Origin of the sequence: Sphingomonas hylomeconis (assembly GCF_025370105.1) — a bacterium.
GTDB lineage: Bacteria > Pseudomonadota > Alphaproteobacteria > Sphingomonadales > Sphingomonadaceae > Sphingomonas > Sphingomonas hylomeconis.
On record NZ_JANQBK010000019.1, the window covers coordinates 63,190 to 78,635 of the forward strand.

Sequence of the window (15,446 nt, forward strand, 5' to 3'; positions counted from 1 at the left end):
TGGGGGTAGGGAAACTTTGTACCGCGCCTGGTGGCTCGCGACGCCCGGTCGCTGGCTGCGTGGCAAGAAAAAGGGCGGACCGGATGACCGGCCCGCCCTCTGTCAAACGCTTAGAAGTGCGTGACGATGCCGAGCGACGGGCGCAGCGAGTGTGCCGTGCCGAACGTGCTCATTTCGCCGCGCAGACGCACGCCGGAATTGCCGGTCACGCCGCCTAGGCCGATGTCCTTCGGACCGACTTCGAAGCCGATGCCGTAGGTCATGCCGTCATAATCGGGGCTGTTCTTGCCGAAGCGGTCGAAATTGACCCACTGATAGCCGACCTTGCCGTAGATCATGCCGCTATCGCCAGCGCGGAAACCGAAACGGCCTGCTGCGCCATATTCCCAATCGATATCGCCCGACACGCCCTTGGCGACGTTACCTTCGGCGCCGACGAACACCGGACCAAGCGGGACGTTCACGCCGGCAACGCCGGTGACTTCCCAGCCCTTGAGACGCTCACCATTGGCGAGCTGCGGGATGCCAGCCTTGTTGCGCTCGTTGTCGAACGACTGCCACGTGCCCATCACGCCGACATACGGCTCGATACCGAAGGCGCGCGTGCCGTCCGGTGCGGTCGGTGCGGCCTCATAGGTCGTGTCAGTGGTGTCCTGAGCGAAAGCAGGGACGGCGAAAGCCGCGACCGCAGCGGCGGCAGCGATGGAAAACATGCGCATTAGGGAAACCTCATTTTGTGTCAGTCGGAAGCCGGACCCTTCAAGGGCGGCTCTCCGAGGTGCTGAGAACTGAGGGTGACGCGCATGGTTGCACGTGTTTTGAGAAAGAAATGTGACGGGCGATTTTGTTGCATTGCAGCAACACTTTCTGTCTGTGAGATGAACGAAAACCGGGATTTCGGCGGCGATACACTGCGGGAGGCAAGCCCGACGAATGAGCCGACGTTGGGGCGCGCCGCTGTGATGCACCCGGTGCCGACCCTTTACGTGACCAATCAGCCGGCGCGCGCGGTCACTTTTTGATCAGCCACGGTTTGACGAGGCCGGTGGGTCTGGCGGGGCCATCGAGCCGCCTGGCGCTGATCACTCGGATGCCGTTCAGCAGCATCTGGCCACGCATCGCGCCGCCGGTCTTGCCGGCCAGGATGCGTTTCACGGTGGGCATGCCGGCAGTGACGTGGCCGAACGCGGCATAGCCGGGAAAGGTGCCCTTGGCATCGAAGCTGGGCAGCGCGCCGACCGTGATGAAGAAATTGCCGCCGGCGGAATTGGGCTCGGTCCGCCTGGCCATGCTGATCGTGCCATCGGTGTGCGTGATGCCGGTCTGATCGGTGCGCTCGTGCTTGAACGGCGGCAGGATGCGCCGGGCATCGGTTCTGATGCCGCCCTGGATAAAGCCGTATTGCGGCGCGTTCTTGCTGCGCGCGGCGCGGTAGATCACCGCGCCGTCGAAGCGACCGTCATCGACATAGGCGAGGAAATTCTTGCTCGTCTCGGGGGCGCGACGCGTGTCGATGGCGAGCGTGATGGGGCCGGCGGCGGTGCTCAGTTGCACGCGGACGATGCCCGGTTTGCGCGCCGGAGCGGCGAGCGTGGGGGCGGGAGCGGCGAGGAACAGGGCTGCGAGAGCCAGAAGGATGCGCATGGGGACGGCGCTAGAAGGTGGCGGCAGAGCGCGCAAGCTGCCGAGCTTTCCTCGTCAGCCGTCCCTGAGCCCGATGCCGATGCTCGCGCGGGCCTGGTCGGCCTCGTTGCTGACCACCGGATAGGCGCAATAGTCGGCAGCGTAATAGGCGCTGGGGCGGTGGTTGCCCGACCAGCCGATGCCGCCGAACGGCGCGCCCGAACTGGCCCCGTTGGTCGGCTTGTTCCAGTTGACGATGCCGGCGCGGGCATTGGCCCAGAAGCGATCGTACAGCGCGGGGTTCTGGCTGATCAGCGAGGCGGACAGGCCGTAGCGCGTATTGTTGGCCTCGGCGATCGCGTCGTCGAACGTCTCGGCGCGGATCACCTGCAGGATCGGGCCGAACAATTCGATATCGGGGCGCTCGGCCAGCTCGGTCGTGTCGATCAGGCCCGGGGTGAGGAACGGACGCCCGGCGATCGGGCGCTCGGGATGGCGCAGGGCGCGGCCGCCGCGCATCATCAGCTCGAGAAAGCTCTCGGTCAGCAGATCGGCGGCCTCGTTGTCGATCACGCAGCCCATGAACGGCGCCGGCGTGGCGTGCGGCTCGTCGACGATGATCTTGGCGGTGACCTTGAGCACCTGTTCGATCACCTGGTCATAAACGCGCGTATCGATGATCAGGCGGCGCGCGGCGGTGCAGCGCTGGCCGGCCGACGTGAACGCGCTCTGCACGATCAGCGCGGCGGTCGAATGCAGATCAGGCGATTCCCACACGATGATCGGGTTGTTACCGCCCATCTCCAGCGCGAGAATCTTTTCCGGCTTGGTGGCGAACGCCCGGTTGAGCGCGATGCCGGTACGCGCCGAGCCGGTGAACAGCAGGCCATCGATGTCGTCATGCGCGGCCAGCGCCTTGCCGGCATCGGGCCCGCCGATGACGACGCGCACGCAGCCTTCGGGAATGCCGGCGGCATGGTAGCAATCGACCAGGAACGCGCCGGTCGCCGGGGTCTTTTCCGAAGGCTTGAACACCACGGCGTTGCCGGCGAGCAAGGCGGGGACGATATGCCCGTTGGGCAGATGCGCGGGGAAATTGTACGGGCCGAGCACGGCGAGCACGCCGTGCGGCTTGTGCCGGAGCGCCATGCGGCTGCCCATCGGCGCGTCCAGGCGGCGCTGCGCGGTGCGCTCGGCATAGGCCTTTACCGAAATATCGACCTTGGCGATGACCGAATCGACCTCGGTGCGCGCTTCCCATAGCGGCTTGCCGGTTTCGCGCGCGATCAGATCGGTGAACGCGTCGGCACGCTGGCGCACGACGTTGCCGAAGCGGCGCAGCGCCTCGATCCGGTTGGTCAGCGGCTGCGCGGCCCAGGCGGCCCAGCTGGCGCGCGCGGTGGCGACTTCCTGGTCGACATCGCCGATCGGTGCGCGCCACAGCAAGGCGCCGGTGGCGGGTTCGTGGGAGATGAGTTCGGCGGACATGTAACGGGTCTTTGCCTTGTTTTTTTTGGAGGGTCTAGCGGTGCTAATTCCCTCTCCCGCAGGGAGTGGGAGTTAAGCGAGCGCTTCGCCCATCTGGCGGATTGCTGCGACCTTTGCGTTGAGCGGCGCCCAATCGTCGCGCTCGTCGATCGCCGACCAGAGCGTCTCGACCTCGTCGATCAGCATGCTGCACGGTTCGCCCTGCCAATAGGGATGCGCGCGATCCTTGCGCGGCACGTAGGCGGCGAGCAGCGTGCGCGCCTCGGCGAAGGTGGTGCCGTACTGCTCAGGAATGCCTCGTGCGAAGCTGTCGAAGAAGAAGCGGTCGAGCGGGACGGCGCCTTCCCGGAGCGCGGGTTCGATCGCCTGGATCAGCGCGCGATCCTGCTCGGGGTCTTGCGGCGTGAAGCCGAGGCGCCAGAGCAGCGCGCTGCTGACGGCGGGCTGGTACAGGTCGCCGAACGTGTCGAGCGCGTCGATCAGCGGCTGCGCCTCGCTCACCGTGCGCAGCGCGACGGCAAGCTGCATCGCGTTCCAGTGGATCGCCTCGGGCTGGCGGCCGAAGGCGTAGAGGCCCTGGTGATCGAAATAGGCCGCGGTGAAGGCGGGATCCCAGGTCGGGTTGAAGCGCCACGGGCCATAATCGAAGCTTTCGCCGGTGACGTTGATATTGTCGGTGTTGAGCACGCCGTGGACGAAGCCGGCGGCCATATAGCTGGCGGCGAGCGTCGCGGTGCGCTGGACGACGAGCGTGAGCAGGCGGGCGGGGGCGTCTTCGCCCGGTTCCTCGCCGTAGAAATTGCGCAGGACGTAGCCGATCAGACGCTGCATGTTTTCCGCGTCGCGCAGATGCGCGAGGCGCTGGAATGTGCCGATGCGGATATGGCCGTGGCTGAGCCGCACCATCACCGCCGAGCGGGTGGGGGAGGGTTCGTCGCCGCGGGTCAGCGCCTCGCCGGTCTCGATCAGCGAGAAGGTGCGCGACGTCTCCACGCCGAGCGATTCGAGCATTTCGGTGGCGAGGATCTCGCGCATGCCCCCTTTGAGCGTCAGGCGGCCGTCGCCGAAGCGGCTCCACGGCGTCTGGCCGCTGCCCTTGGTGGCGAGATCCATCAGGCGGTCGCGGTCGTCCCGCAACTGCGCGAACAGGAAGCCGCGGCCATCGCCGATATCGGGATTGTAGTGGCGGAACTGGTGACCGTGATAGCGCAGCGCCAGCGGTTGTTCGAGGCTGCCCGGCAGCCCTGCGAAGCGGCCGAAATGCGCGCGCCAGGCGTCGTCGTCGAGCGTGTCGAGCCCGATTTGCGCGGCGGCGCGATCGTTGCGGAAGCGCAGGATGGTCTGCGGGAAATCGGCGGCCTCGACCGGATCGTAAAAGGCGTCCCCCAGATCGAGGATCCTGGCTTCGGGGCGATAGGGTTGCGGGGTCAGGGTCATGCGGCGATATGGTGGCTCGCAACCTCGGGACGCAACCATGGCCGCTTACGAAAACAAATATTGGTGGTCGAACGACGGCGTGCGGCTGCATTACCGCGATTATCCGGGCCCAGCGGACAAGCCGCCGATCCTGTGCCTGCCGGGCCTCACGCGCAACGCGCGCGACTTTGCCGATCTCGCGGAACGGCTGGCGGGGCAATGGCGGGTGATCGCGATCGATCTGCGCGGGCGCGGCGAGAGCGGCTATGCCAAGGATCCGATGTCCTATGTGCCGCTGACCTATGTGCAGGATGTCGAGGGGCTGCTCGGCGAACTGGCGGTCGACCGCTATGTCGCGTTCGGCACCTCGCTCGGCGGGATCGTGACGATGCTGCTGGCGGGCACGGCGCGCGAGAAGATCGCCGGCGCGCTGCTCAACGATGTCGGGCCCGAGATCGAGACGGCGGGCCTGAGCCGCATCCGCACCTATGTCGGCAAATCGAACACCTGGCCGACCTGGATGCACGCCGCGCGCGCGGTGATGGAGGGCAATGGCGACGTCTATCCGGATTACACGATCCACGACTGGCTCGGCATGGCCAAGCGGCTGTACCGGCTGAACAGCGCCGGGCGGATCGTGCTCGATTACGACATGAAGATCGCCGAGCCGTTCCGCGTGCCGGGCAACGAGGCCGGGCCGGACATGTGGCGCGCGCTGGAACAGCTGCAGGGCGTGCCGACGCTGATCGTGCGCGGTGCGCGATCCGACGTTCTGGGGCCGCGTACGGCGGCGCGGATGGCGGAGACGCTCGGTGCGACCGTGGAGCTGGTGACCGTGGAGGGCGTGGGTCATACGCCGACGCTCGGCGAGCCGGCGGTGGTCGAGGGGATCGAGCGGTTGCTGGCGCGGGTGGCGACGTAAAATAAGCCCCTCCCCTTCAGGGGAGGGGGAAGGGGTGGGGCAGTACCATCTCGCAGAGCCGCCTGTCGGACTCGCCGCTCGGCCCCACCCCAACCCCTCCCCTGAAGGGGAGGGGCTTTTGACAAATCGGAACCTCTCCTCCTCCAACGCGTCTGCCCTTGCGAACAAGGAGATGCCTCATGACCACCATCGCCGACGCCCATACCCAGCAGATCAGCCTGAAGGGCAAGCGCGCCGTGATCACCGGCGGCACGACCGGAATCGGTCGCGCGATCGCCGTGCTGCTCGCCGCCGAGGGCGCTAAGGTGTTCATCTGCGGGCGCGACGAGCAGCATCTGGCCGATGCGCTGGCGCGGATCCGCGAGGTCGGCGAGGGCGACGGGATTGCCACCGATCTGGCTGAGCCGGACAACGTCAAGGCCTTCGTCGATGCCGGGACGCAGTGGCTTGGTGGGCTGGACATCGCCGTGGTCAATGCCGCGATCGCGGCCGAGGGGCTGAGCGACATGTCCGAACAGGATCTGCGCTATGCCATTGCGACCGATTTCACCGCCTATCTGCTTACCGCGCATGCGGCGGCGACGGCGCTCGGGGACCGCGGCGATATCGTGCTGATCGGCTCGATGAGCGCGCATGTGCTGGGGCCGGGCTCGACGGTCTATGCCGGGATCAAATACGGCATCCAGGGCTTCGGCGAGGCGCTGCGGCGCGAACTCGGGCCGAAGGGGATCCGCGTCGCCAATGTCGAGCCGGGCAAGACCGGCTCCGACATGCAGGAGCCGGATATCACGCCTGAAGAGCAGCGCGAGCGGATCGCCAAGGACGAGATGCTCCGCGCGGAAGACATCGCCGTCGGGGTACACTATCTGCTGACCCAGCCGCGGCGCGCGGTGGTGCAGCAGTTGACGATCACGCCCCGGGCGGTGGGGGAAGAGTAAAACTCTACCCTAATCGTCACCCCGGGCTTGTTCCGGGGGCCACTGTGTCGGCATGGCGGCGTTCACGGCATATTTTCTGCTCCAGCCGCCTGGTGGACCCCGGAACAAGTCCGGGGTGACGTTTGTGGGGTTGGGGATCGATAACGGGATCAGCATCATGACCTTCGCGTTCGACCAACTCGTTTTTGCCCCCGCCGATGTCGATCTCACTCGCTCGCCGCTGGCCGGCCAGCTCGGCGTCGAAACCTATGTGCTGGGCGCCTTCAATCCCGGCATGACGCGGCTGGCGAACGGCAATCTGCTGCTGATGGTGCGCATCGCCGAGGCGTTGCGCCATCCGGTGAAGGATCAGCAGATCCATGCGATCCGCTGGACCGCGGACGGCTATGTCATGGATGGCTGGCCGCTGGAGATGGTCGACACCAGGGATCCGCGTAAATTCCTCATCCCGGGCGGCGGCTGGAAGGTGATGGCGCTGACTTCGCTCTCCTGGCTCCTGCCGGTGGAGCTTTCGGCCGATGGCACCGAACTGGTCGAAGTGCATTACGAACGGGCGATCGCGCCGCGCGCCGATTACCAATGTTACGGCGTCGAGGATGCGCGGATCAGCAAGGTCGGCGATCGCTATCTGATGACCACCTGCTCGGTCAGCCCGGAGCGGCACTGCACCACGCTGTACAGCTCGGACGATGCGCTTGACTGGACGCTGGAGGGGATCGTGCTCGATCACCAGAACAAGGACATGCTGATCTTCGAGGGCAAGGTCGGGGGCAAGTTCTTCGCCCAGACGCGGCCATTGGGCGATCTGTATTTTGCCTATCCGCCGGGCAGCGAATGGCGCTCGGGCCCGTCGATCAACCTGTCCGCGTCGCCCGACGCGCTGCACTGGAAGCCCTATGACAGGCCCGGCATCCGCCCGCATGCCGCGACCGTCGCGACGGCGCGGATGGGCGGGGGATCGCCGCCCGTAATGACCGAGGACGGCTGGCTGACCTTGTGGCATGGCGTGGAGCCGTCCGGCGTGGTCGGCATCTATCGCACCTATTGGTCGATCCTCGACCGCGACGATCCGAGCGTCGTCGTGCGGACCTGCCACGATGCCGTGCTGGAGCCGGCGCCGACGCTGACGGAGCCGATCAAGGAGCTGATGTATCTCGACAATGTCGTGTTCACCACCGGGATCGCCGATGCCGGCGATCATTGGGTGGTGGCGAGTGGCGAGGCGGATCTCGCCTGCCGTATCACGCATATCGACAAACAGGTTTTTGCTCAGCGCGAGGGAACCGTCCCGGGCTGATCTGGGTTAAACTTGCAAGGCGCCATGACGGCCGCCAAGGAGATTTAAAATGGGCGAATTCACCGACAAGCTCGACGCCGCAGGCAACAAGATCGCAGGCAAGGCCAAGGAATTGTACGGCGACGCGACCGACAACGAGACGCTGGAAGCCGAGGGCAAGGCCCAGCAGCTCAAGGGCACCGGCCAGGACGTCAAGGGCAGCGTCAAGGGCGCCATCAACGACCTGTAAGCGTCATTGAAACGTTTCTGGAGGCCGTCCCGGTTCGCGCCGGGGCGGCTTTCTATCGTCTGACGGCAATCAGCAACGAACGCGGAAATTGAAGTACTTACGCAAGAATGAAGGGCGCGCTTTGGCCAACGGTGTGTTGGCCCGGCTCCGTCATCGCGACGCCGGCGAGGTCGCCCGGCTGGCGCTGAAGAATGCGGTGCATGCCGTGCGATCGCTGACACCGACGGCGCGCGCCGACCGGGAGGCCGATCGCGCGTTCGACCGGCGCTGGGGCACGGATACCAGCGCCGGCGTCAGCGCCCGCGTGCTGGGGTTCGATGCCGCGCAGATCGACCAGTGCCGGCGCTACGATCCCAGCCGCGAGGCGATGGTCCGCGATCCCGTCGCGGCGCTGCAATTGCATCCGGCCGAGTGGGATTTCATCGATTTCGGCGCGGGCAAGGGGCGGGCGATGATGCTGGCGATGGAGATGGGCTTCGCCAGCGTGACCGGCGTCGAACTGTCGGACCGGCTGTGCGCGATCGCACGCGCCAATATCGCGCGCTTCGCTGAGCTGAGCGGCACGACGATTCCGGCGCAAGTGATTGCGGGCGATGCCACCATGGTCGCGCCCGCCGGGCGGCAGATCCTGGCCTATTTCTACAATCCGTTCGGCACGACGATCATGACCGCGGTGCGCGGGCGGCTCGAGGCGGCGCTGCGCGACGGCGCCGCGCGGGTGACGGTAATTTACGCCAATCCCGAGCATGCCGAGGTGTTCGCCGACGCCCCGGGCTGGCGCGCCGGCGTGGCGATGCCCGGCGTGGCGACGTTCCTGCGCGACGCATGAGCGGACGATGCCTTAACGGGCGATTTCGCGGGCAGGAGATGACCGGACGGTAATTCCTCGCTAATCGCGGACGTTATGGCTCGCCCCGTTTCCATTCTCCATTTGCATTCGACCTTCAGCCTGGGCGGCAAGGAAGCGCGCTCGGTGCGCCTGATGAACGCATTCGGCGATCGCGCCCGGCACACGATCGTCTCGGGCATGCCCGATCAGCTCGGCGCGCGCGACGCGATCGCCGCCGGCGTGTCGTACGAGATCGCGCAAAACCCGCCGCCGCTCGTCGGGCGGCCGTCGGTCGCGCGGTTCGAGGCGATCGCGCGCTTCATGCGGCGGTTCGATCTGGTGCTGACCTACAATTGGGGCGCGATCGACGGGGTGATGGCCAAGCGCGTGTTCGGCAAGGACACGCCGCCGCTGGTGCATCACGAGGACGGGTTCAATTCGGACGAGGCGGGCGGGCTGAAGCGCGAGCGCAATTATTATCGCCGCTTCGCGCTGCCCGCAGCGCATGCCCTGGTCGTGCCGTCCGAGGTGCTGCACCGGATCGCGCTCGATACCTGGAAGCAGCCGCCCGCGCGGGTCCACCGCATCGTCAACGGCATCGCCACCGCCGCTTATGCCGGCGCGCCCGATCCCAAGGCGATCCCGGGATTCAAGCGCAAACCGGGCGAGATCGTCGTCGGCACGCTGGCGGGGCTGCGCGCGGTGAAGGACCTGCCGCTGCTGGTCCGCGCGGTCGGCGGCTGTTCGTCGCGCATCCGCCTGGTGATCGTCGGCGAGGGGCCCGAGCGACAGACGATCCTCGACGCGGCGGAGAATATGGGGATCGACGATGCACTGGTGCTGCCGGGCTTTCTCAGCGCGCCGCACCGGTTCGTCGGCCTGTTCGATATCCTGGCGCTATCGTCTAAGAGCGAGCAATTCCCGATCGCGGTGATCGAGGGGATGGCCGCCGGCCTGCCGATCGTCGCCCCGCCGGTCGGCGACGTGCCGTACATGGTCGCCGCGGAGAATGCGCCGTTCATCCCCCAGCGCAGCGGCGAGGTGCCGCTGCGCGACGCGATCGAGGCGCTGGCGCGCGATCCGGCGCTGCGCAAGACCGTCGGCGCGGCCAATCAGGCGAAGGCAGTAGCGGAATATGATGAGAACATCATGATCGCACGCTATGCGGCGCTGTACGAAACTGCGATGGGGCGCGACGCGCGCCTTTTCTGATTTCGTTCGTGTGGCGGCATCCTTTGGTTGTATCAAACGTATGTTAAGTTCGGAGAGTGTGGTGTTCAAAGGTCTCAAGCCCATCGTCTATAACGGCCGCGAGGTCTGGCCGCTCGTCGAGGGCGGGAAGGGCGTTGCTGCGACCAATCACGCCAGCGCCGGCGCCTGGGCGGCGGCGGGCGGGATCGGCACCGTCTCGGCGGTCAATGCCGACAGCTACGATCCCGATGGCAAGATCATCCCGCAGGTCTATAAGTCGCTGACCCGGCGCGAGCGGCACGAGGAACTGATCGACTATGCGATCGAGGGCGCGGTGCAGCAGGTGCAGAAGGCGCACGACATCGCCGGTGGCCGCGGCGCGATCAACATCAACGTGCTGTGGGAAATGGGCGGGGCGCAGCGCATCCTGCACGGCGTGCTCGAACGGACGCGCGGGCTCGTCGCCGGCGTGACCTGCGGCGCGGGCATGCCGTACAAATTGTCCGAGATCGCCGCTTCCTACAACGTCACCTACCTGCCGATCGTCAGCTCCGGCCGCGCGTTTCGCGCGCTGTGGAAGCGGGCCTATTCGAAGGCGGCCGACTATCTCTCGGCGGTGGTCTACGAGGATCCGTGGCTCGCCGGCGGGCATAACGGCCTGTCCAACGCGGAGGACCCGCTGAAGCCGCAGGATCCCTATCCGCGCGTCAAGGAATTGCGCGACGTGATGCGCGAGGGCGGTATTTCCGACGAGGTGCCGATCGTGATGGCCGGCGGCGTGTGGTATCTGCGCGACTGGAGCAACTGGATCGACAATCCCGAACTCGGCACGATCGCCTTCCAGTTCGGCACGCGGCCGCTGCTGACGCGCGAAAGCCCGATCCCCGAGGGCTGGAAGAACAAGCTGATGGACATCGAGCCGGGCGAGGTGCTGCTGCACAAGTTCTCACCCACCGGCTTCTATTCGAGTGCGGTCAAGAATCCGTTCCTGCGCATCCTGGAGACGCGTTCCGAGCGCCAGATCGCCTTTTCGACGCAGGAGGCGGGCGACCATACGTTCCAGCTCGACGTCGGCGTGAAGGGCAAGAATTTCTGGGTGACGCGCAACGATCTGCTGCGCGCGCGGCAGTGGTTCGGCGAGGGCTTTACCGACGCGCTGAAGACGCCGGACAATACGCTCGTGTTCGTGACGCCCGAGGAAAAGGGCTGGATCCGCAAGGATCAGGCGGACTGCATGGGCTGCCTGTCGCAATGCTCCTTCTCGTCCTGGGCGGACAGCGAGACCAATTCGACCGGGCGGCTGGCCGATCCGCGCAGCTTCTGCATCCAGAAGACGCTGCAGGACATCGCGCATGGCGGGCCGATCGACGACAATCTGATGTTCGCCGGGCACGGCGCGTACAATTTCAAGAAGGACCCGTTCTATTCGAACGGGTTCGTGCCGTCGGTGAAACAGCTGGTCGATCGGATCCTGACCGGCGACTGAGCCGGGGCGACGCCCCGGCCACCGGCCTATTGATCGAAGTCGTTCTTGTCGGGATCGGTGCCGTGCAGCTGTGCCCACAGCGCCTTGGTGCCGGCTTCCTGCGCCCGGTTGACGAATTGCGAGGCGACCAGCCAGCCCTTGATCGGGCGCAGGGGCAGCAGCGTGCCGAGCGCCATGACCGGCACCGAGGTCACGAAATGGACCCAGACCGGCGGATCGAACGCGACCTGCAGCCAGACGACGAAGAAGATCAGCGGCAGCGCGATGATGCACAGCGAGAAGAACGCGGGGCCGTCATCGGGCGCGGCGAAGCGGTAGTCGAGCCCGCAATGCTCGCAGCGATCGACGATCTTGAGCCAGGATTTGAACATCCGGCCCTTGCCGCAGCGCGGACACAGGCCCTTCCAGCCGCAGCGCATGATCCAGCGGAACGTGTCGCCAGGCGCGGGCGCCGGGTAGGGGGCGGGAATAGCTGCGGGGGCGGGGGCGGGGGCGGGGGCAGAATCATCGGACATGATGCGATGCTGCGCCTGTTATCGCGCGCTGTCGATCAGACGAATTGTCCTAGGGGCGATCGGTCCCCCATCCCGGCGTGCCGGGATGGGGGACGGGCGGATCAGGCGCCCGGCTTGGCGATCAGATCGGGCTGCACCAGACGATGCAGGTGCACGACGACATATTTCATCTCGGCATCATCGACGGTGCGCTGTGCGGCGGCACGCCACGCTTTTTCGGCGCTCTTATAGTCTGGGAACATCCCGACGACCTCGATCGAATCGAGATCGTCGAAATCGAGCGTCTGCGGATCGCTGACGCGGCCGCCGAAGACGAGGTGGAGCTTGCTCATAATCGTGTGTCCTGGGGATAGGGTTCAGGCGCGCCTTAGCCCCAGCTGCCGCCGACGTCTATTCCGCGGCCTTCGCTTTCGCCTCGCGCGATGCCGTGATCGCCGCGCTGCCGGCCGTGGCCAGCGCGGTCAGGATGCCGCCGACCAGCTTGCCGCCCTGTTCGCTGAGCGCACCCTTGCTAAGGCCGAGCGCGCCCAGTTCGGCAAGGCCGGTGGTCTTGGCACTCTGCACCGCATCGGTAGTGGTGGCGCGCAGCCGGCGGCCGACCGGCGCGAGCAATTCGGCCTCGCGGCGGCTGCGCGGTACCAGCGCGCCGGCGATCGCCCCAATCACCACGCCGCCGATCAGCACCGGCAGCGGATTGGAATCGATGACTTGCGCGGTACGATCGGCGACGTCGCGGGCGCCGTCACGCGCCGTATCCAGCGCATGCGTCGCGGCGAGCTTGGTCTTCTCGATCGTGCTCTGCGGGGCAGGCGCCTTGCCTTGGGCTTTGGCGCCGTGGGTGGAGGAGACGGGATCGGTCATCTGGACTTCCTTTTGACAGCACGAGGCTTTCGGGTCGAACTAACGGGTGCGGGCGAGGTTGCATCGCCGCCGCCGGTCACCAGCTTGGCGATCGGCTTGCGGGCGAGAAACAGGCCGAGCGCGGCGACCGCACCGGCGACCGTCAACGGGTTGCGGCGGGCCACCTCGACGCCGTCAGCGGCAAGCGCCTGCCCCTTATCGAGCAGGCCCTGCGCCGCATCCTGCGCCAGCGCCTTGGGCGCGAGTCGCGCCTGCAGCGTGGACAGCGTGGCGCCGAGCCGCGCACGCGCGGCAGCGGCCTCGATTTCGGCAATTGAAACGGAATCGGTCATTTGCCGCCACTCATCTTGCGGACGTGGCGCAACGCCAGCCAGCCCAGCAGCCCGGCCAGCGCCAGCGTCCCGCCGACGACGATAACCGTCGCCCAGCCGGGCCCGACGCGCGGCGTTAGCGTCAGCAACAGCCCGACGAACAAGGCGATGATCGCTGCGTTCGCCAGCACCAGCGCCGACACACCGAACATCGCGACGAACTTCGCCTCGCCGACCCATGCCATTGCCTTGGCACGATAAATGGCCAGTTCGGCGACGGCATAGGCGCGCGCGTCCGTGGTGAGCTGGCCGATCAGCGCGCCGATGCCGGGCTCGGGGGGTGGTTGCGTCACTATGTGGTGCCCCGCCGACGGCAGATCACGCCTTGTCGTTGTCGGCATTGAGACCGGACTGGACGAGGCGGATCAACACGAAGCCGAGCGCAGCGGCGGTGCCGATGGCGATCGCCGGGCTCTTCTTCACGAAGCCGGTGGCATCGGCGATTAGATCGTCGACATTCTTGGCTTTGAGCGATTCGGAGAAGCCGGTGACGGCCTCGGCGGCGGTGCGGGCATATTGCCCATATTGCGCGCCGACCTTTTCATCGACCGTACCGGCGGCGTCGTTCATCATCTGCGCCAGCTCGTCGAGCGCGCTGCCGGCGCGGCTCTTGCCGTCTTCTGCATAGGTCTTGGCGCGATCGCCGACTGTCTGCGCGATCTTGGCAGCGCCGTCCTTGAGCGTGTGCGCGGTGCCCGGGGCGCCCGTCGCTGCCGGCTCGGCCGGCGCGTCGGCAGCGCTTTCGAAGGTCACGTCCTCGCCGCCGAAACTGGCTTCGGGGCGGAAGCTGGTGTCCGCCGGCGGCGTGTCGTTCGCACCGTGATTGATCGCTTCTGCGACTGGTTTATCGTTCTGGTCGGCCATGATAACGCCCTTTCCGTTGTTAACCGCTCAACCTGTCGCGCGCGGCGGGGTTCCATCGCGGACCCGAATTGCCCCTGCCCGGGATAGCCGATAGAGGCAGCGCAACGCCGACAGGCTTCAGAGTAGAAGGATCGTTCCGTGACCGCAATCATCGACCTGCACGCCCGCCAGATCATCGACAGCCGCGGCAACCCGACGGTCGAGGTCGACGTGATGCTGGAGGATGGCAGCTTCGGCCGCGCAGCGGTGCCCTCGGGCGCCTCGACCGGCGCGCACGAGGCGGTCGAGCGGCGCGACGGCGGTTCGGCGTGGCTCGGTAAGGGCGTGCAGGGCGCGGTCGATGCGGTCAATGGCGAGATTGCCGAGGAAGTGGTCGACATGGACGCCGAGGACCAGTCGGATATCGATCGCGCGATGATCGACCTGGACGGCACCGAGAATAAGGGGCGGCTGGGCGCGAACGCGATCCTCGGCGTCAGCCTGGCGGTGGCCAAGGCGGCGGCGGATGCGCGCGGCCTGCCGCTGTACCGCTATGTCGGCGGCGTTTCGGCGCATGTCCTGCCGGTGCCGATGATGAACATCATCAACGGCGGCGAGCATGCCGACAATCCGATCGATTTCCAGGAATTCATGATCGTGCCGGTCGGCGCGGACACGCTGTTCGATGCGGTGCGCTGCGGCTCGGAAATCTTCCATACGCTGAAGAAGGGCCTGCACGACAAGGGCCTGGCGACCTCGGTCGGCGACGAGGGCGGCTTCGCGCCGAACATCGCCAGCACCAGCGACGCGCTCGACTTCATCATGTCGTCGATCGAAAAGGCCGGCTACACGCCCGGTGACGACGTGATGATCGCGCTGGATTGCGCGGCGACCGAATTCTTCAAGGACGGCAAGTACAATATCTCCGGCGAGAACCGCATCCTGGAGAGCGCCGAGATGGCGGAATATCTCGCCGATCTGACGCGGCGCTACCCGATCTTCTCGATCGAGGACGGCATGGCGGAGGACGATTGGGCCGGCTGGAAGGCGCTGACCGACCTGGTCGGCGACAAGGTGCAGCTGGTCGGCGACGATCTGTTCGTCACCAACCCCAAGCGGCTGAAGCGCGGCATCGACGAGCGGATCGCCAATTCGATCCTCGTCAAGGTTAACCAGATTGGCACGCTGACCGAGACGCTGGAGGCGGTGTCGATGGCCAATCGCGCACGCTATACCGCCGTGATGTCGCACCGCTCGGGCGAGACCGAGGATGCGACGATCGCCGACCTCGCGGTGGCGACCAATTGCGGGCAGATCAAGACCGGCAGCCTCGCGCGCAGCGACCGGTTGGCCAAGTACAACCAGCTGATCCGCATCGAGGAAGAGCTGGGCGATGCCGCGGTCTATGCCGGGCGCGGCGTGCTGCGCCGGTGATAC

Annotated in this window: 19 protein-coding genes; 9 read left to right on the forward strand and 10 right to left on the reverse strand. The window is 66.6% G+C overall.

Annotated elements, in window-relative coordinates:
- Positions 1-110: 110 nt before the first annotated feature.
- Positions 111-719 (reverse strand): opacity protein, encoded by a 609-nt coding sequence (locus NV401_RS17775; RefSeq protein WP_261295795.1) that lies wholly within the window; start codon positions 717-719, stop codon positions 111-113.
- A gap of 84 nt (positions 720-803) precedes the next feature.
- On the opposite strand from NV401_RS17775, the gene NV401_RS17780 reads away from it, so the two are divergent.
- Positions 804-1,022, forward strand: coding sequence for a hypothetical protein (locus tag NV401_RS17780; protein ID WP_261295796.1), 219 nt, complete (start codon positions 804-806; stop codon positions 1,020-1,022).
- On the opposite strand, the gene NV401_RS17785 is transcribed toward NV401_RS17780, so the two are convergent.
- The 3 genes from NV401_RS17785 to NV401_RS17795 form a co-directional block, all read right to left on the reverse strand.
- Positions 1,012-1,644 (reverse strand): peptidylprolyl isomerase, encoded by a 633-nt coding sequence (locus tag NV401_RS17785; protein ID WP_261295797.1) that lies wholly within the window; start codon positions 1,642-1,644, stop codon positions 1,012-1,014. The genes NV401_RS17780 and NV401_RS17785 overlap by 11 nt on opposite strands.
- A 54-nt stretch (positions 1,645-1,698) precedes the next feature.
- Positions 1,699-3,111, reverse strand: a complete 1,413-nt coding sequence (gene astD / locus NV401_RS17790) for a succinylglutamate-semialdehyde dehydrogenase (protein WP_261295798.1) — start codon at positions 3,109-3,111, stop codon at positions 1,699-1,701.
- Between the two features lie 72 nt (positions 3,112-3,183).
- A complete protein-coding gene (locus tag NV401_RS17795; RefSeq protein WP_261295799.1) occupies positions 3,184-4,548 on the reverse strand; it encodes a protein adenylyltransferase SelO in 1,365 nt (454 codons plus the stop codon).
- Between the two features lie 37 nt (positions 4,549-4,585).
- On the opposite strand from NV401_RS17795, the gene NV401_RS17800 reads away from it, so the two are divergent.
- The 7 genes from NV401_RS17800 (at position 4,586) to NV401_RS17830 (ending at position 11,419) form a co-directional block, all read left to right on the forward strand.
- Positions 4,586-5,449, forward strand: coding sequence for an alpha/beta fold hydrolase (locus tag NV401_RS17800; protein ID WP_261295800.1), 864 nt, complete (start codon positions 4,586-4,588; stop codon positions 5,447-5,449).
- Between the two features lie 179 nt (positions 5,450-5,628).
- A complete protein-coding gene (locus NV401_RS17805; RefSeq protein ID WP_261295801.1) occupies positions 5,629-6,387 on the forward strand; it encodes an SDR family oxidoreductase in 759 nt (252 codons plus the stop codon).
- A 157-nt stretch (positions 6,388-6,544) separates the two neighbouring features.
- The gene (locus NV401_RS17810) at positions 6,545-7,684 is read left to right on the forward strand and encodes a glycoside hydrolase family 130 protein (RefSeq protein WP_261295802.1); all 1,140 of its coding nucleotides are present in this window, start codon (positions 6,545-6,547) and stop codon (positions 7,682-7,684) included.
- A gap of 49 nt (positions 7,685-7,733) precedes the next feature.
- Entirely contained in the window at positions 7,734-7,913 is a 180-nt protein-coding gene (locus NV401_RS17815) for a CsbD family protein (protein ID WP_261295803.1), read from the forward strand.
- A gap of 136 nt (positions 7,914-8,049) precedes the next feature.
- Complete coding sequence (locus NV401_RS17820; RefSeq protein ID WP_261295804.1) at positions 8,050-8,742, forward strand: class I SAM-dependent methyltransferase; 693 nt, start codon at positions 8,050-8,052, stop codon at positions 8,740-8,742.
- Between the two features lie 75 nt (positions 8,743-8,817).
- The gene (locus tag NV401_RS17825; protein ID WP_261295805.1) at positions 8,818-9,954 is read left to right on the forward strand and encodes a glycosyltransferase family 4 protein; all 1,137 of its coding nucleotides are present in this window, start codon (positions 8,818-8,820) and stop codon (positions 9,952-9,954) included.
- 61 nt (positions 9,955-10,015) lie between these two features.
- Positions 10,016-11,419: an NAD(P)H-dependent flavin oxidoreductase gene (locus NV401_RS17830; protein WP_261295806.1), complete on the forward strand. Its 1,404-nt coding sequence runs from the start codon at positions 10,016-10,018 to the stop codon at positions 11,417-11,419.
- Between the two features lie 26 nt (positions 11,420-11,445).
- Here the strand turns inward: NV401_RS17830 and NV401_RS17835 are convergent, their stop codons facing one another.
- From NV401_RS17835 to NV401_RS17860, 6 genes are all read right to left on the reverse strand, one after another.
- Entirely contained in the window at positions 11,446-11,838 is a 393-nt protein-coding gene (locus NV401_RS17835) for a DUF983 domain-containing protein (RefSeq protein ID WP_261295829.1), read from the reverse strand.
- Between the two features lie 197 nt (positions 11,839-12,035).
- Positions 12,036-12,266 (reverse strand): DUF4170 domain-containing protein, encoded by a 231-nt coding sequence (locus NV401_RS17840; protein WP_261295807.1) that lies wholly within the window; start codon positions 12,264-12,266, stop codon positions 12,036-12,038.
- Positions 12,267-12,324: 58 nt separating this feature from the next.
- Complete coding sequence (locus tag NV401_RS17845; RefSeq protein WP_261295808.1) at positions 12,325-12,795, reverse strand: hypothetical protein; 471 nt, start codon at positions 12,793-12,795, stop codon at positions 12,325-12,327.
- Entirely contained in the window at positions 12,792-13,127 is a 336-nt protein-coding gene (locus NV401_RS17850) for a DUF3618 domain-containing protein (protein ID WP_261295809.1), read from the reverse strand. The genes NV401_RS17845 and NV401_RS17850 overlap by 4 nt, the downstream gene beginning before the upstream one ends.
- Complete coding sequence (locus NV401_RS17855) at positions 13,124-13,459, reverse strand: phage holin family protein (RefSeq protein WP_261295810.1); 336 nt, start codon at positions 13,457-13,459, stop codon at positions 13,124-13,126. Before NV401_RS17855 ends, NV401_RS17850 begins: the two co-directional genes overlap by 4 nt.
- Before the next feature lie 25 nt (positions 13,460-13,484).
- On the reverse strand, positions 13,485-14,030 hold the full coding sequence (locus tag NV401_RS17860) for a hypothetical protein (protein WP_261295811.1): 546 nt from the start codon (positions 14,028-14,030) through the stop codon (positions 13,485-13,487).
- A gap of 138 nt (positions 14,031-14,168) precedes the next feature.
- Between NV401_RS17860 and eno the strand changes: the two genes are divergently transcribed.
- A complete protein-coding gene (eno, locus tag NV401_RS17865) occupies positions 14,169-15,443 on the forward strand; it encodes a phosphopyruvate hydratase (RefSeq protein ID WP_261295812.1) in 1,275 nt (424 codons plus the stop codon).
- Positions 15,444-15,446: the final 3 nt, after the last annotated feature.